We start from the raw sequence: 16,328 nt of genomic DNA, 5'->3' as shown, positions 1-16,328 counted from the left end.
TGCGGGTCACGCTATCGAACCGCCGGCGCGGCCGTTCAGGCGAGTTGCTCGGCCGGCCGGCGCCCCACCAGCGGCAACGCCGCCAGCACCGGGACGCCCTTCAGCCGGGCCAGCACGACCGTGCCCGCGACGGCCGCCGCCACGGCGACCGCGCCGGCCGAGACCAGGGATCCCCGGGCGCCCAGCGTGTCGCACATCCAGCCGATCAGCGGCGCGCCGACGATGCCGGAGAGTGAGGAGACCATGCCGACCGTGGCGAGGACGCGTCCGCGCATGTCCTCGCGGGTGTCGAGCTGGATGCGCGTCGAGACCACCGTGTCGAAGATGACCGCGCCGGCCGCGATGGGCAGGATGAACGCCGCGAAGCCGAGGGTCGTCGGCGCGAGGCCGGCGCCGATCTGCAGGGCGCTGATGGTGGCGCCGGCGGCCAGCAGCACGCGCAGGGTGGAGCGGCCGCTGCCGGCCAGCACGATGCCGCCGGCCACCGCGCCGACCGCGAAGACCGTCGAGAGCATTCCGTACGAGGCGGAGCCGGCGTGCAGCGGTCCGGCGACCATCGCGGCCATGGTGACCTGGTAGTTGCGGCCCAGCGAGCCGAGCACGAACGAGAGCGCCAGCACGACCAGCACGACGGGCTGGCGGGCGATGTAGCGCAGGCCGGCCCGTACGCCACCGTCGCCGGGTGCCGCGGTGGCGAGCGTGCGTACCGAGCCGGGGCGCATGGCCGCCAGGGCCACGATCACCGCGCCGTACGACAGGGCGTTGAGGGCGAACAGCGAGGACACGCCGGTGATGCCGACCAGCACGCCACCGAGCGACATGCCGAGGATACGGCCGGCCGAGCTGAGGACGGAGCCGAGCGCCAGTGCCGAGCCGAGCGCGGAGGGCGGGACCAGGGCGGAGCCGAAGCGGCCGAGGCAGGGGCCCTCGAGGGAGCTGATCACGCCGGAGGCGAGGGCGACCGCGTAGATCGGCCAGAGGTGGCCCGTACCGGCGATGAGCGCGAGGGCGAGCAGGGCCCGCACCGTCTGCAGCGCGATGAGCGTCGGGCGGGCCGGCAGGCGGTCGGCGAGCGCGCCGCCCCAGCCGCCGAGGAGGAGGACGGGCAGCGCCTGCAGCATGACGACCACGCCCATCGTGGCGGCCGAGCCGGTCGCGGTGAGGATGAGCCAGTTGAGCCCCAGCACCTGCATCCAGGTTCCCGCCACGGACACCAGGTCGGCGGTGGCCCAGAGACGGTAGTTGCGCTCTCGGAGCGGTGCGAGCATCGGGGCCACGGTGGCGGCACCTCCACAGATAGAAGCAGGTGACGCCGGGATCGGCGCCACCTGCCCTATCGGGATGTGCTCACGGGGTGCTTCGGGGCTGGGGTGCGGTACACCGCAACCGCAACCCCGGCGGTTGCTCAGGCGCGGTACGCCCGCAGCACCGTGGCCAGCTCCTTGGCCGCCTCGCGCAGCTCCCGGGTGACCTCGTCGGTCTGCTCGACGGCCGCCTTGGCCTGCGCGCGGGTCTCGGAGATGCGGCTCATGTTCTCGGCGATCTGGGCGGCCTGGGTGCCGGCAGACACGATGCTGCGGGCCATCATGTCCGCGGTGGCGTGCTGCTCCTCGACGGCCGAGGCGATGGTCGTCTGGTAGCCGTTGACCTTGCCGATGACCTCGCCGATCTGGGTGATCGAGTCGACCACGCCGGTGGTGTCGGCCTGGATCGTGCCGACCTGGGTGGTGATCGAGTCGGTGGCCTTGGCGGTCTCCTGGGCCAGGTCCTTGACCTCGCTGGCGACCACGGCGAAGCCCTTGCCCATCTCGCCGGCGCGGGCCGCCTCGATGGTGGCGTTCAGGGCGAGCAGGTTGGTCTGCTCGGCGATGGCGGTGATCACCCGGACCACGTCGCCGATCTGCGCGGACGAGTCGCCGAGCTTGGTCATCGTGCGGCTGGCGTCGGAGGACACCTCCATGGCGTCGGCGGCGACGGTGACCGCCTCGCTGGCGCTGCGGGAGATCTCCTGGATGCTCGCGCCCATCTGCTGGGCGCCCGCGGCCAGGCTGGCGATGTTCTCGGAGACCTCCTGCGAGGCGCGGAGGATCTCGCCCGCGGACTGCACCGAGCCCTGCGCGCCGGCGACCATGTCGGCGACCAGCGCGGTGAGGCGCTCGGTGGAGCCGGTCAGCCGGGCGTTGGTGGTCTCGGAGACCCGGACGATCTCCGCGAACTCGTCGAGGAGCTTGTTGAGGTTCTCACCCGCGGGGGTCAGGCCCGCCTCGTCCACCCGTACGGTGAGATCGCCGGCCGCCGCCCGCTCCAGCACCTCCACCATGGGGTCCTGACGACGCATGCTGCGCGCGATGAAGAATCCGACGACCAGCCCGACAACTGCGGCAACAATGCCTACGACCATGACTATCTCTTTCCCCCGGGAGTTCCGACTGGCCCTTTGATCGGCAATCGGAACGCCCTCTTGAGGGTCGGGGAAGAACAGACTCCGGCCGGCCCGCGGGTTCGCGGACCGGCCGGAGGTGCCGGGCTCTGCCGGTCATGAAGGGGGAGACCGAAGCGCCCGTCTGTGCCGACCGTCACGCCTTCGGCGCGGGGGATACCGGTCGGGGTGAGCCCGTCAGTTGTTGATCATGTTGAGCATCTGCTTGATCTGGTCCGTACGGCTGAGCTTGACCCGCTGGGCGAACGCCTTGGCCTCGGCGTTGACCCCGTCGGCCGCCTCGAGGTTCGCCATCTCGACCGCGTTGTGCTGGTGGGCGACGAAGAGGTTGAGGAACGCCGTCTCGAACGCCTTGCCCTTCGCCTTCCTCAGCGCGGCGATCTCCTCGGGACCGGTGGCGGGCAGGCCGCCGTGGTCGGCGTGCGCGCTGGGCGCGTGATCGACCGTGGTGGGCTGCTTCCACGAGGTGAGCCAGGACTTCATCATGGTGACCTCGTCGGACTGGGTCGCGTCGACCGCCTGGGCCAGCGTCCTGACCTCGTCCCGCCTGGCCGACTTCTCGGCGAGCCGGACCATCTCGAGCCCCTGCTCGTGATGGGCGACCATCATCTGCAGGTACATGACGTCGGTGTCGTTGTGCTCGCCCTCGGCCTGCACGACGGCTTTCGCATCGACCTGGGTGGCCTGGGTCTGTGGGGCCGTACCGCACGCGCTCAACAGCAGTACGGCGGAGACCGCTACGACGAGGCGCTTCACAGCGGCAGCCAGAGGGCGAGGGTGTAGATCGACGGCTCCCAGCTGTGGATCGACGAGTGCGCCTGGCGGCACTTGTACTTCTTGCCCTCGTAGCTCACGACGTCGCCGGTCTTGTACGCCACACCCGCGGCCCACGAGCCGCTCGCAGAACCACCGGGAGCGCTGGTCGTCGGCGCGTTCGTCGTCGGCGCAGCGGTCGTCGGCGCAGCGGTCGGCGCGGCCGTCGTGGGCCGGGTCGTCGGTGCGGCCGGAGGAGTCGTCGGCGTGGCCGAGCCGCCACCACCGCCGCCGACGTTCAGGTCGACGCAGCTGTAGAACGCGTTCGCCGTGTCACCGATGTTCCAGACGGCGAGGACCGTCTGCCGGCCGGGGAAGGCACTGAGGTCGACGTTGTGCGTGACCACGGCGTCCGGCTGCTGGTTGCCCCCGTCCACGGTGGCGACCTTCTTGCCACCGATGAAGTACTCCCAGTTGCTGGTGCGGTGCCGGGCCGTCATGACCCACGTGAAGGTGACGTTCTTGCCGACCGCCTTCGCGGGCCAGTTGCGGCTCTCGTCGGCGAGCACCGACCACTGCGCCACGCCGCCGTTGCAGGAGCGCTGGCCCTTGGGCGCCTCGACGCTCTGCGGCTCGAACTGGATCTGCCCGCAGTCCTTGACCGCACCGCTCGCGCAGAGGGCCTGGCGGCTGGGCGGGGCGGAGACGTAGCCGTGCGCCAGCGCAGGAGACGCGACCACCGCTGCCGACCCCACGACTGCCCCGAGTGTCACCAGCGGATAGGCGATCGACCTGCGCATCTTTGCGGCTCCCAACGTGTCGTCCGGTTCTTACGGCGAGGACCGTAACGACGCGTTCCATAAAGCAGCCTTAACAGCACCAGAAAGGATCATGAAGGCGTACGGCGGCGCCGGGCGGCCGGCCGCGGCGGCGGGGGCGGCGGCGCTTCCTCGCGTACAGGCAGCACCAGCCCGATCCGCGCCCCGCCGAGCGGCCCCCGGGAGATCTCCAGCCGCCCGCCCGCGGCCTCGGCGACCCGGCGCACGATGTCGAGGCCGAGTCCCGTGGAGCCGGCGCCGCTCACCCCGCGCTGCACCGCGGCCTGCGGGTCGGCGATGCCCGGCCCGGCGTCGTCGACGAGCAGCCCGGCCGGCGAGACCGTCACCCGGAACGCCACCCCCTCGGGCGTGTGCGCGAAGACGTTGCCCAGCAACGAGTCCACGGCCAGGATCAGCTCGCTGCGCGGCAAGGGCACGGGTACGGGGGTCTGCCCGCCCACGACCTCCCACGGCCGGAACTGGTCCTCGGCCAGCGCCGACCAGAACGCCAGCCGGTCGGCGAGCACCTCCACGAGGTCCGACTGCTGGTTGCCGCGCGCCTCCACGCCGAGGCGGGCGCCGGCGATGATCGCCTCGAGCTCCTCGTCGAGCATGTCGCACGCCTGCCGCATCCGGTCGCCGATCGGTCCGGGCGGCATGGTCTCCGCGTCCAGCCGCAGCGCGGTCAGCGGCGTCCGCAGCCGGTGCGAGAGGTCGGCCGCGAGCTCCCGTTCCGCGTCGAGCAGGCGGCGCAGGTCGGCGGCCATCGCGTTGAAGGCGTTCGCCGCGTCCCGCAGCTCCGGCGGCCCGGACGGGTCGACGCGCACGGCGAGATCACCGGCGCCGAGGCGGCGGCTGGAGCCCGCCAGGTCCCGGGTGGCGCGCACCAGGCGGCCGCCGAGCCGGTCGGCGAACAGCACCGAGCCGGCGACCAGCACGATCGCCAGGCCACCCAGCGCCAGCCACGCCGGCCACACGCCCCGGCGCATCTCCTCGTCCGGCACGAAGACCTCGATCACCACGGACCGCCCGTCGCTCAGCACGCTCGGCTGCAGGTAGACGAGCCCGCCGGCGGCATCGGCGGTGACCGGTCGCCGGTAGAGGTTGGCCTGCGCGACCTCCGCGTCGCTGACGTGGCTGTGGCCGACCGGCGCGATGCCGGGCAGGTGCACCGCGAGCCGGCCCGCGCTGCCCGCGACCGTGCTGGCGACCGCGCTGGTCAGCAACTGCGGGTCGGCGTTGACGGCGAGCGCCGCGACCATCGCGGCCGCCTGCTGCCGGGCGTCACCGATGGCCCGGTCGTGGGCGATCTTCCCGGTGGCGTAGATCAGCGGCACGAGGAAGGCCAGCGCGACCATCGAGGTGATGGCGAGTGCCAGCCGGTTCAGCTCCCATCTCACTGCGGGTCGACCATCATCACGCCGACCCCGCGTACGGTGTGCAGGAACCGCGGCGCCGCCGCCGTCTCCCCCAGCTTGCGCCGCAGCCAGGAGATGTGGACGTCGATGGTCTGCTCCTCGCCGATGCGGGACTGGTTCCAGACCTCGGTCAGCAGCTCCCGGCGGCTGACGACCTGACCGACGCGCTCGGCCAGGTAGGTGAGCACATCGAACTCGCGCCGGGTCAGCTGCAGGGCCTGCCCGCGCAGCGCGGCCCGGCGCTGGCGGGGATTGATCTCCAGCTCCCCGACGGTGATCACGCTGGGTGCGGTGTCGACGGCGGCCCGGGTACGCCGGAGCACCGCGGTGATCCGAGCCAGGATGTGACCGCTGGAGAACGGCTTCGTCACGTAGTCGTCGGCGCCGTCGCTCAGCAACGTGATGATGTCGGCCTCGGAGCGGCGTGCCGTGGCGACGATGACCGGTACGGCCGACACGGAACGCATCATCCGCAGCGCGTCCGTGCCGTCGATGTCCGGCAGCCCGAGGTCGAGGATCACCAGGTCCGGCTGCTCCTCGGTGAGGATCTTCAGGGCTTCGGCGGCCTGCCCGACCGGGCGCACGACGTGGCCCGCGTCCGTCAGCGCCCGGGTCAGCGCCGCGGTGATGTTGCGGTCGTCCTCGACCAGCAGGATCAACGCCATGGGCACAACCATAGGGGTAGGTGAGAGCATGGCCACGTGCGATCTCGGCGGAGCTGGTTCCCGGTGCTCGGATGGTGCGCGGCCACGCTGACCAGCGTCGCGCTGGCGTCGGTGGCGATGCTGCCGGTGCTGCGTACGGCCACCGCGGACGAGAGCGCCCTGGTGTCGGTCGATCAACTGCGCGACTCGACGGTGTTCAGCCCCACGCCGGCCCCGCCACCGCCGTCGCCGGGCGTCACCTCCCCGGCGCCGGAGAAGCCCCGCTCGCCTTCGGCCGCGCGGAGCCCGTCACGCACCCGCTCCACGCCGGCGACCCGGACCCCGACGACGACCTCGCCGCCGGCCCGGGACGACTCGACGACGACGGTCGAGGACGGCTGGACCGTCACCACGAACGGTGACGGCGACCGTACCTATGTCCGGTCGTTCCGGATGGAGGGCGGCCAGACCGTGATCCGGGCGGCCGACGGCGTCATCAAGCTCGTCACGGCCACGCCGGCGGACGGCTTCTCGGTGGCGACCGTGCAGAACACCGCGGACAACCTCGCCGTCTACTTCAACGAGGTCAACCACAGCTTCATCGTGCACGTGGTGTGGCAGGCCGGAAAACCGTTCGCCGAGGTCAGCGAGGTCGGCTCGTGACGGCCACGGTCGATCGCCCGGCGGCCACGCGGCGGGAGACGGGCTTCGAGATCGCGGTCGTGCTGCTGCTGTCGCTCGGTCAGTCGGCGGTGTACGCCGTCGTGTCCCTCGTCGCGAAGCTCACCGCCGGGAAGCCGCTGTCGCAGCAGACCGCCACGCTGAACCCGTCGCAGTCGCCGCGGCCGTACCTCGATCTGACGTACCAGTTGCTGGGCATCTTCTTCGCGCTCGTGCCCGTACTCCTGGCCCTCTATCTGTTGCACCGCGACCGGCTGGAGCCGGTCCGCACGCTCGGCCTGGACCTGCGCCGCCCGGGCCCGGACCTGGGCCGGGGCGCCGGGCTGGCGGCGGCGATCGGCATCCCCGGCCTGCTCCTGGTGTACGCGGCGGCGCAGCTCGGCCTCAACGCGCAGATCATCCCGGCGGCGCTGAAGCCGGTGTGGTGGGCGATCCCCGTGCTGATCATCGCCGCGATGCAGAACGCGATCCTCGAAGAGGTGATCGTGGTCGGCTACCTGATCACCCGGCTGCGCTCGTTCGGCTGGCGGCTGGGCTGGATCGTGGCGGCCAGCGCGGTCCTGCGCGGCTCGTACCACCTCTACCAGGGCTTCGGCGCCTTCGTCGGCAACGCGGTCATGGGCGTGGTGTTCGCGCTGTTCTTCCTGCGCAAGGGCCGGGTCATGCCGCTGATCGTGGCGCACAGCCTGCTCGACATCGCCGCGTTCGTGGGCTACACCCTGCTGCCCGACGACTGGCTCAGGTGGCTGTGACGCCCGGGGAGCGGGCCCGCGGCCTGCTCGCCGACGCCCGCCGCGTCGTCGTCTTCACCGGCGCGGGCGTGTCCGCGGAGAGCGGCATCCCGACGTTCCGCGACGCGCTCACCGGCCTGTGGGAACGCTTCGACGCCCGGGCGCTGGCCACCCCGCGCGCGTTCCGCACCGACCCCGCCCTGGTCTGGGGCTGGTACGAGTGGCGCCGCACGCTCGTCGGCCGCGCACACCCCAATCCGGCGCACCACGCCGTCGCGGGCATCCCGGGAGCTGTGGTCGTCACGCAGAACGTCGACGACCTCCACGAGCGGGCCGGCTCCGCGGACGTGGTGCACCTGCACGGCAGCCTCTTCGAGCCGCGTTGCGCCGACTGCGGGGAGCCGTGGCCGCTGCCCACCGACCCGGCCGACGAGCCCGAGGAGGGACGGCGGTTGCCGCCACCGCGGTGCGCACGCTGTTCCGGGCCCGTACGCCCCGGCGTGGTGTGGTTCGGCGAGGCCTTGCCGGAGGCCGCGCTGGAGCGCGCGGTGGAGGTGGCGGCCGCCTGCGACCTGATGCTGACCATCGGCACCTCCGGGCTGGTGTACCCGGCGGCCGAGCTGCCGCACGTGGCTGCCCGCGCCGGCGCCGCGGTCATCCAGATCAATCCACAACCGACGGCCCTGGACCCGGTGGCCGACGTGAACTTGCACGGCCCCGCGGCACGCATGCTGCCCTCACTCCGATAATTTCGGCGCGTCCATATCGATCTCGGATGGACGTCTTCGCTGGTCGTACTCGTGCCGGCTGCCGAGATGACCGGAACTTTCTGCGTTGTATTGACTCGGTTCAATGAGTCCGCCAACACTGGGGCATCAACTCGGGAGCGCTCCCACGCCCCGGAAGGAGAAGCCCGTGAACAGAATCCCGGGCCGCTCGGCGATCCGCTCGACCGTGGTCGCGCTCACCGCAGCGCTCACGGTCGGCGCCGCGGTGGCGGCCATTCCCCGGATCGCCACCGCGGACGTCGTCACGGCGGCCGCCGGCGTCGAGGACGAGGGCGCCGGCTGCCCGGTGCCCGCCCTGCCCGACACCGGCGCGCTGCCCACCGTCGCGAAGCTCCCCGACCCGTTCAAGAAGATCGACGGGACCCGCATCGCGACCAGATCCGAGTGGACCTGCCGGCGGGAGGAGATCAAAAAGCAGGCCGAGCGATACGTGTACGGCGAGAAGCCCGCAAAGCCGCAGACGGTCACGGGTACGGTCACCAGCACGAACATCACGGTGAACGTGTCGCACCAGGGCAAGAGCTCGAGCTTCTCCGCCAAGGTCGAGCTGCCCGGCGGCTCCGGCCCGTTCCCGGCCGTCGTCGTGCTCGGCGGGTTCGGCGCCGACACCGCCACGATCAAGGCAGCCGGCGCCGCGGTCATCACCTACGACCCGTACGCCGTCGGCAAGGAGGGCACGCCCCGCAGCAACAAGCAGGGCGCGTTCTACAGCATCTACGGCTCGTCCAGCAGCACCGGCCTGCTCATGGCGTGGGCCTGGGGCGTCAGCCGGATCATCGACGTGATCGAGCAGTCCGGCGGCACGATCCTGCGCCCCGACGCGACGGGCGTCACCGGCTGCTCCCGCTTCGGCAAGGGCGCGTTCGTCATCGGCGCCTTCGACCAGCGCATCGCACTGACCATGCCGATCGAGTCGGGCAGCGGTGGCGTACCGATCTTCCGCGGCATCCCCGGCGAGGGCGCACAGAGCCTCAGCAGCGCGTACGGCGAACAGCCCTGGCTGGGCGACGCGTTCGGCTCCTTCACGAGCAGCCCGGCCCGCCTCCCGGTCGACACCCACGAGATGGTCGCCATGGTCGCGCCGCGCGGCCTGTTCATCATGGACAACCCGCACATCGTGAACCTCGGCCCGAAGTCGGCGAGCGTGGCAGCCCTGGGCGGCGCCGAGGTCTACAAGGCCCTCGGCGTGGGCGACAACATCACCTACTGGTCCGACATCCAGGACGGCAACCACTGCGCCAACCGGCCGGAATGGCGTACGCCGCTGCAGCAGAACATCCAGAAGTTCCTGCTGAAGACGGGCAACGCGGCGGGGACCATGCGCATCTCCAGCAAGGCGGCCGGCAACCTCGCCGAATGGCGCGACTGGCAGACCCCGGCCCTCAGCACCGGCACGCCCAGCACCCCGCCGTCCGGCCCCGGCCCCTCCGACCCGCCGCCCAGCAACCCGCCGCCCTCGGACCCGCCGCCCGCTTCCGCCGGGTGCACCGCGAGCATCTCGGTCAACGCGTGGAACGGCGGCTTCGTCGGCACCGTCAAGGTCACCGCGGGCGCCACGGACATCAACGGCTGGGCAGTCGGCCTCACCCTGCCGGCCGGCGCGACCGTCACCAGCAGCTGGAACACCACCCGTACCGGCGCGAGCGGAGCCGTGCAGTTCGCCAACGTCTCGTACAACGGCCGGGTGACCGCCGGTCAGGCCACGGAATTCGGCTTCCAGGCCACCGGCACGAGCGCCGCAATGACACCGACCTGTACGCCCGCCTGACCGCATTCCGGCCGGCGCCGCACCCGCGGCGCCGGCCGGCCCATAAATGCCTTTACCACTACGGCCCGGTCCTACAGGATGATCGCAACACCGGCAAGGACGAGGGGAGTTGAACCGACATGACGCGGCGGGCCATTCAGCTACTCCTGTCCGACCTCACCTATTCGCCGGAGCGGCGGAGCGGGTAACGCAGCAGCGTACCCATCCGAGCCGCCCCCTCGATCCGAGGACCGGGCGGCTTTTCTCATATCGACTTTCTCCCCGGCCCGGTGCGCGGTACGCGCCCGGCCACGGCCGGGCCGGCGGGACCGCTACCCCCGCCGGCCCGCCGACGCCCCGCACCGCCCCGACGCGGTGCGGTCCACCCTCGTGGCCCAACGGCAGAGGCACGACGTTGAGGACGTCGCCGGTGCGGGTTCGAATCCCGCCGAGGGTACGCACCAAACCGCCGCCGAAACCGCCGGCGGCAAGCACGAGCCCGGGTAGCCCAACGGCAGAGGCGTCCGATTCAGGGTCGGAAGGATTGGGGTTCGAATCCCTCCCCGGGTACGCAATCCGCAAGCGGTAGCGCCGACGCGGGAGAGTCGGGCCTGCCTGTAAAGCAGGTGCATCGCTGAGAGGGTTCGAATCCCTCCTACCGCACGCCCGCAATCCGCGGCGTCAATGGTTGTCGCAACGCTCAGGCTCCGTCGGCGCGCAAATGGTCAGGATCACGTCGAAGGTCCGACGGTAGGTGATGCCAGCGGTGCGATACCGAACGGCTATGCCGCGGATCGTGCTGGTTCTGCGCGGCACGGGAAGCTCATACAGCACTTCAACGCTGTCGCTTTCCGCCTGCGGCCGGATGCGGTAGCCCGCAACCGCATGCTTCGGCGGAATCTTCCACTCCGCCGGCAACGGAAACTTGTACCCGCTGACCGCGGCCGAGCCGATCATTGCGACGCGGTCCTCACCCCAGATGTACGGTCCCGCGGAGGGGACGATTCCGTCCGGGTCGGCCAGCGCCACGTCGACCAGAACAATGTCGCTCTTGGTGGAGTTGTGCAGCACCAGCGAACCCCACAGCATTCCGGTGTCGGTGGGTTTGGTCTTCTGCCACAGTTCCTCGTAGTTCGTGCCCTCGAGCGGTCCGTCCCGCAGCGGCACACCCGGCAGTCTCCCGACCACCCACAGACCGGCGACCACCGCGGCGACCACCACAGCCGCGGCCACGATCAGCAGGCGGCGGGTACGCCTCACGCCCGAGACAGGAGGCGCACCAGCGACCGCGCCGGTCACGCCACCTCCCGGGTCTTCGTGACCCCGGTGTACCAGCGTCCCTTGTAGCCGCAGATGTCGAACCCGGTGCCGTCGGACTTGTAGCCGATCCCGACCGAGCTGCTCCACGTCTGGGTCGCCTTCAGGTTGCCGCTGGTCGCGTTGCCGACGCCGAATGCTCCGCTGCGTGTCGTCGTCTTCTCCTTGGCGACACTGATCTCCATGTCCGGACCGATGGTGTTCCGGTAACCGCTGTTGCACGAGAACGGAGTCCAGGTGCGCCGGTTCGAGCTACCCGTGAAGCCCTTCGCGCGGTACTGGGTATAGCCGGACCACCACTTCTTGTAGGTCGTGTTGCTCTGGCACATGACGTCGTACATGTTGAGGCCGTAGCTCACCCACCACTCGGCGTTGACGTTCTTGCCGATGGTGCCCTTGATGGTGGCGTTGACGTTCGTCCCCTTGGTCATGCCCAGGGTCGTGACGAGCGCTCCGGCCCGGTTCGTCACGCCGATCTCCAGGCTCGTGTTCTTCGTCGTCTTGTACTCGAAGGTGCCGGTGCTGTGCTTGCCGGTGGACTGGTCCGCCATGGTGACGTTGCGATTCGAGACGTCGCCGCTCTTCTTCAGGTACCAGTGGTTGCCTCCGCACCAGACGTCCGGGTCGAAGGTCTTGCCCGAGGCCGACTTCTGCGCGTTACCGGCTGCCACCGCCGCGTCGTACGCGGGCCGGTCCGTACGGGCGGATTCCGACTCGTTCAGAACCGACCCGGTCGCACAGATCATGGTTGCCGGGCAGTCCCGCCCCTCGGCGACCGTCGTGGTGCCGCGGCTCTCGGTGGGCGTCACCTGGGTGGCGACCAGGTCGAAGGCCGGGCGGCCGTTCGGCGCCACGGCCATGGCGGAGAGGCCGGCCTGCCGGTCCGCCGCATCCGAGTCGGCGGCGACGTCGTCGGCGAACGGCCGCAGCACGCCGTCATCGCCGAGCGTGACCCGGCTGCGGTAGAACACCTGGCCCTCGTCGGTGGGCGCGGTGAGCACGAGGCTGATCAGGCCGTCCGCGTCACGGGCGCCGACGAGGGTCGTGGGATCGGCGATCCAGGTGCTGAACGACCCGTCGTCCCAGCTGTAACCCCAGCCCACGTCGGTCGGGTGGACCTCCGAGCCGGCCGGCAACGCGAGCATCTGGTCGGCGGTGGGCTCGACGGAAACGGTGATGACCGCATCCGGGATCGGCTTTCCCTCCGGCGTACGCAAGGTCCCGGTCAACGTCGGTGCGGGGGCTTCGTCCGCCCGCGCCACGGTGGGTGTCACGCCCAGAACACAGATCAGGGAGAGCGCCGCACTGATCCAGCCATATCTTTTGATCAACAAACTTCCCCGCTTCAGAACCCCTGTCCCGCAGTACCCCCGGGACCGGATCGATCGATGTCGCGATGATCTTCAGGTTCTTCTCGCCGCAGGTCAATGGCGGTATCTGTCGTCTCGCCGACTCGCCCAGGGGACATTTCGGTTGGCCCGCTCAGCGGGTCGGAATTCACTCGCACGAATTCGTCACAGCCGCATGTCCGCCACGAAACACGCCACCGACCCGGCATCGTCGTACCCGATCCAGGCGGGATACGACCCGTCTCCCCGCCCGCTCGGCCAGGCCACCACTCCGCCCGCCTCCACCACCACGAACTGCCGCTCCCCGGCGACCCGGCCGTGCTCCAGCCGGTCGTCCTCCAGCCCGTCCACGAAGGATCGGAACCTGGCCGTGCGTGAGTAGGGTCGTCCGCATGGCTGACGCGGTCGTGATCCCCGGCGGTCGGTTCGGACCGTACGCCCCGCTCCTCATGTATGCCGGAGACGTGGCAGAACAGCGAGGCGCGACGGTCCACCGCCACTCCTGGTCACACGAGTTCCCGCCGCCCAACCGTCCGGAGATCGAAAGCTGGGTCGCCGCTGACGTCGCTCCGCTGATCGACTCCGTCGCCGGCCGCCCGCTGCTCATCGGCAAATCGCTCGGCACCAACGCGGCCACCCTCACGGCACAGAGATCCTTGCCCGCGGTATGGCTGACGCCCCTGCTCACCCTGCCGTGGGTGGCCGACGCGCTGAGCCGAGCGACGGCGCCGTTCCTGCTGGTGGGCGGCACGGCCGACGAGACGTGGGACGGTGACCTGGCCCGGCGGCTGTCACCTCATGTGCTGGAGGTGAGAGGCGCGAACCACGGCATGTACGTACCGGGCCCGCTCACCGACTCGGTCGCGGTGCTGAGCCATGTTGTCGCCGCCACCGGGGATTTCCTCGACGCCATCGGATGGCCGGGATAACGCGTCCAGTTCTCGGCGGGGTTGCCTCACGACCGGATCCGGGCTTCGGTCAGTGGTAGTAGGCATGTGCCGTGGCCGGCGGCCCACCGACACGGGCGTACCCGCGCAGGATCGCCGCAGCTACCTGGCTGAGCAACCGACTACCGACCCCATCGGCCGCCCCGGTGACGTCCCCGCTGACCACGTCGAGCACCAGATCTCCGATCGGCCGCCCACCGACGTCGGCCGGACGAAACCTGCGCGTCGCCACCTCGAACGACACGAAGCCACTGTCCTGGCCGGCCTCCCATCGGTACAGAACCCGCTCACCGGCCAGATCGCCTTGGGCCCAAATTCCGATCGAGGCAGCCATGGCCGGCACCCTCCGTTCGCCAATGGTTTCGGCCGGTGGCGAGCCGGCTCGGTGACTCGCCAAGCCGACGTCACGACCGGTGAATGCGGCCTGTGAAAGCGAGAAAGGCCTCCGACCATGCCGTTTCGGCTGGTGGAGGCCTTCTCTGGAAGTGCGCCCGAAGGGACTCGAACCCCTAACCTTCTGATCCGTAGTCAGATGCTCTATCCATTGAGCTACGGGCGCTCGGTGCTTCGCCAGCATACACACCGGCTTCACACGCGGAGACTCCGGGATTCGAACCCGGGAGGGGGTATAAGCCCCCAACCGCATTAGCAGTGCGGCGCCATAGACCAGACTAGGCGAAGTCTCCTCGGTGGCTTGCAGGCCACCGACGGTTGAGGATACCGGACCCTCCGACGGCCCGGCAAAGAGGTTCGCCCCTCCGCGCGTTGCCTCGGTCGGAGCGGCCCGGGCGGGCCGCGGAGTGCGGGCGAAAATCGGCCACACCGCTTTCCAACAGGTGAAACCGGCTTGGTCAGGCTAGGCTCCGACGGCATGGAGGAGAACCAGCCGCCGCCGCGTCGACCGCGGTCGCCCCGGGCGCCGTTCAGCACGTCTGACCAGCAGGAATCCTCCGCGCCGCCGGCCCGGAAACCGCCGGCCACGCCGCCGCCGATCACGTTCCGGCCGCCGGGTCCCACGGTTGATCGAGGGAAGAGTACGGCCGCAGACCACCCGACCGCAGACGAGTCCGCCCAGGTCAACGGCTCGACCCCGGCCGCGCCGCCGCGCAGGCAGCAGCCCGCTTCGAGGCGCAACCCGGCGAACCAACCGCCCGCCAAGCGCACGCCCAGCGCCGCGAACAGCGGCGCAAACAGCGGCGCGGAGGGTCCGGCCAAGAAAGCGGCCCCGGCCAAGGCGGTGACGAACCCCACGCCGGCCAAGAAGACGACCGCGGCGAAGAAGGCGGGTCCGGCCAAGAAAGCGGCCCCGGAAGCCACCGGCCCCACCTCCGCCAAGGCCACACCCGCGAAGGTCACGCCGGCCGGAGCGACGCCGGCCAAGAAGGCGACCCCCGCGGGCAACGCCGCGGCACCCGCGAAGAAGGCGACCCCCGCCAAGAAGGCGGCCCCGCTCAAGCACACCCTCAAAGCAGCGGCCGCCGAGGTGGCCCCCGCGCTCGTCGAACCCGACATGACAACGGTCCCCGACGAGCAGACCACCCCCGCAGAGCAGCCCACCGCCGCCAGCCGGGAGCTGGCAACCGCCGCCAGCCGGGAGCTGGCAACCGCCACGCCGCCGGCCTCGGACGCGCCTACATCAGCAAGCACGGCCAACGCCTCCGTCGAGTCGTCGGCGCCGACTCCCAGCGCTCCGGCGCAGAGCCACCCCGTCGAGTCCGCCACTCACACCGAGGCCTGGGCGCGCTTGATCGCGGACCCCGGCCATTCCCCCGAGCTCCTCGCGCTGGCCGCCGTGCAGACGCTCGGCCCGCAGGCGCAGGAGTGGGCGGACCGGATGCGGGACGCGTACCCCGGTGCGACGCCGGACGGGCTCGCCCGGCTGGCCGCGCAGCAGTTCGTGCGGTTCGGCACCGTGGGCAGCGTCTTCGGCGCGGTCGCCGGGTCGTACGCTCCGCTCACGCTGCTGGGGGCCGCCGCGCTCGCGCATGCCGAGCTTTCCCTGCATGTCGCCGCCGCTTACGGCGTTGATCCGGCCGACCCGGCGCGGGCCGCCGACCTGCTGCTTCTCACCCGGGTGCATCCCACCCGGGAGGATGCCGAGGCTGCGCTGACCGCTGCGCGGGAGCATTCGTACGAGGGTGGCGGCGGCGTCACGGATGCGCTCTGGCGCCTCGGCCGGATGGTGGCCGTCCACGCCGGCGCCTGGACGGTGTTGCGCGGGCTCAATCGGTTCTTCCCGGGCGCCAGCCTGCTCACGGCGGTCCTGACCAGCCGCGCGGCCGCCAGCACGGTGGCCGCCCGGGCGACTCTGTTCTACCGGACGGCTGCCGCGGCGTAACGGCCGCGGAGAGCGGGTCGACCGCAGACAGGCGATCGATCGCAGACAGGACGATGGGCCGCGAAGGGGCGGTCGGTCGCCCCCGCTGGTCGCCGCCCAGCTCGAGCGCGCGCCGGCACGATCGTCGGCGCGAACGCGGCAACCCCAGCGGGCCGCAACCACCCAGCCAGCCGCACCCAGCCGCACCCACCCGGCCAGCCGCAACCACCCGGCCGACCGCAACCACCCAGCGGGCCGCGATCATCCAGCCGACCGCGACCAGCCGGCCGGCCGCGACCGCGTTCGCGCCGGGCGAACAGCGAGGAGCGCCGATCACCCACGCCCACCGGCCATAGGTCGACATAATTGCGGCGTATC

16 protein-coding genes and 5 tRNA genes are annotated in these 16,328 nt (G+C 71.2%); 9 read left to right on the top strand and 12 right to left on the bottom strand.

The genetic code is table 11. The features are described from left to right. Nucleotides 1-35: 35 nt before the first annotated feature. The 6 genes from COUCH_RS01950 to COUCH_RS01925 form a co-directional block, all read right to left on the bottom strand. On the bottom strand, nucleotides 36-1,268 hold the full coding sequence (locus tag COUCH_RS01950; protein WP_249610397.1) for an MFS transporter: 1,233 nt from the start codon (nucleotides 1,266-1,268) through the stop codon (nucleotides 36-38). A 137-nt stretch (nucleotides 1,269-1,405) separates the two neighbouring features. Beyond that, nucleotides 1,406-2,401 (bottom strand): methyl-accepting chemotaxis protein, encoded by a 996-nt coding sequence (locus COUCH_RS01945; protein ID WP_249610396.1) that lies wholly within the window; start codon nucleotides 2,399-2,401, stop codon nucleotides 1,406-1,408. 216 nt (nucleotides 2,402-2,617) lie between these two features. Then, nucleotides 2,618-3,157 (bottom strand): DUF305 domain-containing protein, encoded by a 540-nt coding sequence (locus tag COUCH_RS01940; RefSeq protein ID WP_430640955.1) that lies wholly within the window; start codon nucleotides 3,155-3,157, stop codon nucleotides 2,618-2,620. A 35-nt stretch (nucleotides 3,158-3,192) separates the two neighbouring features. Further along, nucleotides 3,193-3,993, bottom strand: a complete 801-nt coding sequence (locus COUCH_RS01935) for a lytic polysaccharide monooxygenase (protein WP_249610395.1) — start codon at nucleotides 3,991-3,993, stop codon at nucleotides 3,193-3,195. Between the two features lie 89 nt (nucleotides 3,994-4,082). Next, nucleotides 4,083-5,411: a sensor histidine kinase gene (locus COUCH_RS01930; RefSeq protein ID WP_249610394.1), complete on the bottom strand. Its 1,329-nt coding sequence runs from the start codon at nucleotides 5,409-5,411 to the stop codon at nucleotides 4,083-4,085. Beyond that, entirely contained in the window at nucleotides 5,408-6,094 is a 687-nt protein-coding gene (locus COUCH_RS01925) for a response regulator transcription factor (protein WP_199510098.1), read from the bottom strand. Before COUCH_RS01925 ends, COUCH_RS01930 begins: the two co-directional genes overlap by 4 nt. A 36-nt stretch (nucleotides 6,095-6,130) precedes the next feature. Here COUCH_RS01925 and COUCH_RS01920 point away from each other — a divergent pair, with 36 nt between their 5' ends. From COUCH_RS01920 to COUCH_RS01890, 7 genes are all read left to right on the top strand, one after another. Continuing rightward, entirely contained in the window at nucleotides 6,131-6,736 is a 606-nt protein-coding gene (locus COUCH_RS01920; RefSeq protein WP_249610393.1) for a DNA mismatch repair protein MutL, read from the top strand. After that, a complete protein-coding gene (locus tag COUCH_RS01915) occupies nucleotides 6,733-7,506 on the top strand; it encodes a CPBP family intramembrane glutamic endopeptidase (protein WP_249610392.1) in 774 nt (257 codons plus the stop codon). The genes COUCH_RS01920 and COUCH_RS01915 overlap by 4 nt, the downstream gene beginning before the upstream one ends. Beyond that, nucleotides 7,503-8,234, top strand: a complete 732-nt coding sequence (locus COUCH_RS01910) for an SIR2 family NAD-dependent protein deacylase (protein WP_249613523.1) — start codon at nucleotides 7,503-7,505, stop codon at nucleotides 8,232-8,234. The genes COUCH_RS01915 and COUCH_RS01910 overlap by 4 nt, the downstream gene beginning before the upstream one ends. 166 nt (nucleotides 8,235-8,400) lie before the next feature. Then, nucleotides 8,401-10,041 (top strand): cellulose binding domain-containing protein, encoded by a 1,641-nt coding sequence (locus COUCH_RS01905; RefSeq protein WP_249610391.1) that lies wholly within the window; start codon nucleotides 8,401-8,403, stop codon nucleotides 10,039-10,041. Nucleotides 10,042-10,404: 363 nt separating this feature from the next. Continuing rightward, nucleotides 10,405-10,477, top strand: a tRNA-Leu gene (locus tag COUCH_RS01900). Nucleotides 10,478-10,517: 40 nt separating this feature from the next. Continuing rightward, nucleotides 10,518-10,590, top strand: a tRNA-Leu gene (locus COUCH_RS01895). A gap of 12 nt (nucleotides 10,591-10,602) precedes the next feature. Next, nucleotides 10,603-10,683, top strand: a tRNA-Tyr gene (locus tag COUCH_RS01890). 18 nt (nucleotides 10,684-10,701) lie between these two features. Here the strand turns inward: COUCH_RS01890 and COUCH_RS01885 are convergent. The 3 genes from COUCH_RS01885 to COUCH_RS01875 form a co-directional block, all read right to left on the bottom strand. Next, on the bottom strand, nucleotides 10,702-11,319 hold the full coding sequence (locus COUCH_RS01885; protein WP_249610390.1) for a hypothetical protein: 618 nt from the start codon (nucleotides 11,317-11,319) through the stop codon (nucleotides 10,702-10,704). Further along, nucleotides 11,316-12,611 carry a hypothetical protein gene (locus COUCH_RS01880; RefSeq protein WP_249610389.1) on the bottom strand — a complete coding sequence of 432 codons (1,296 nt, stop codon included), beginning with the start codon at nucleotides 12,609-12,611 and terminating at the stop codon, nucleotides 11,316-11,318. Before COUCH_RS01880 ends, COUCH_RS01885 begins: the two co-directional genes overlap by 4 nt. A 240-nt stretch (nucleotides 12,612-12,851) precedes the next feature. Further along, nucleotides 12,852-13,037: a DUF4241 domain-containing protein gene (locus COUCH_RS01875; RefSeq protein ID WP_249610388.1), complete on the bottom strand. Its 186-nt coding sequence runs from the start codon at nucleotides 13,035-13,037 to the stop codon at nucleotides 12,852-12,854. Between the two features lie 41 nt (nucleotides 13,038-13,078). Between COUCH_RS01875 and COUCH_RS01870 the strand changes: the two genes are divergently transcribed. Beyond that, complete coding sequence (locus tag COUCH_RS01870; protein WP_249610387.1) at nucleotides 13,079-13,615, top strand: alpha/beta hydrolase; 537 nt, start codon at nucleotides 13,079-13,081, stop codon at nucleotides 13,613-13,615. Between the two features lie 49 nt (nucleotides 13,616-13,664). On the opposite strand, the gene COUCH_RS01865 is transcribed toward COUCH_RS01870, so the two are convergent. From COUCH_RS01865 to COUCH_RS01855, 3 genes are all read right to left on the bottom strand, one after another. Beyond that, entirely contained in the window at nucleotides 13,665-13,967 is a 303-nt protein-coding gene (locus COUCH_RS01865; RefSeq protein ID WP_249610386.1) for a hypothetical protein, read from the bottom strand. A gap of 152 nt (nucleotides 13,968-14,119) precedes the next feature. Then, a tRNA-Arg gene (locus tag COUCH_RS01860) sits at nucleotides 14,120-14,192 on the bottom strand. A 36-nt stretch (nucleotides 14,193-14,228) separates the two neighbouring features. Next, nucleotides 14,229-14,319 (bottom strand) — tRNA-Ser (locus COUCH_RS01855). A 551-nt stretch (nucleotides 14,320-14,870) separates the two neighbouring features. Here COUCH_RS01855 and COUCH_RS01850 point away from each other — a divergent pair. Then, on the top strand, nucleotides 14,871-15,971 hold the full coding sequence (locus tag COUCH_RS01850; RefSeq protein ID WP_249610385.1) for a hypothetical protein: 1,101 nt from the start codon (nucleotides 14,871-14,873) through the stop codon (nucleotides 15,969-15,971). Nucleotides 15,972-16,328: the final 357 nt, after the last annotated feature.

It is taken from the genome of Couchioplanes caeruleus (assembly GCF_023499255.1).
Lineage (GTDB): Bacteria > Actinomycetota > Actinomycetes > Mycobacteriales > Micromonosporaceae > Actinoplanes > Actinoplanes caeruleus_A.
The sequence above is the reverse complement of the archived record's forward strand: the minus strand, read 5'-3'. Positions and strand labels throughout refer to the sequence as shown.

Coding starts and splice junctions, on each gene's coding strand:
- COUCH_RS01950 (WP_249610397.1), bottom strand. CDS start 1,268: ATGCTCGCACCGCTCCGAGAGCGCAACTACCGTCTCTGGGCCACCGCC.
- COUCH_RS01945 (WP_249610396.1), bottom strand. CDS start 2,401: ATGGTCGTAGGCATTGTTGCCGCAGTTGTCGGGCTGGTCGTCGGATTC.
- COUCH_RS01935 (WP_249610395.1), bottom strand. CDS start 3,993: ATGCGCAGGTCGATCGCCTATCCGCTGGTGACACTCGGGGCAGTCGTG.
- COUCH_RS01925 (WP_199510098.1), bottom strand. CDS start 6,094: ATGGCGTTGATCCTGCTGGTCGAGGACGACCGCAACATCACCGCGGCG.
- COUCH_RS01870 (WP_249610387.1), top strand. CDS start 13,079: ATGGCTGACGCGGTCGTGATCCCCGGCGGTCGGTTCGGACCGTACGCC.
- COUCH_RS01865 (WP_249610386.1), bottom strand. CDS start 13,967: ATGGCTGCCTCGATCGGAATTTGGGCCCAAGGCGATCTGGCCGGTGAG.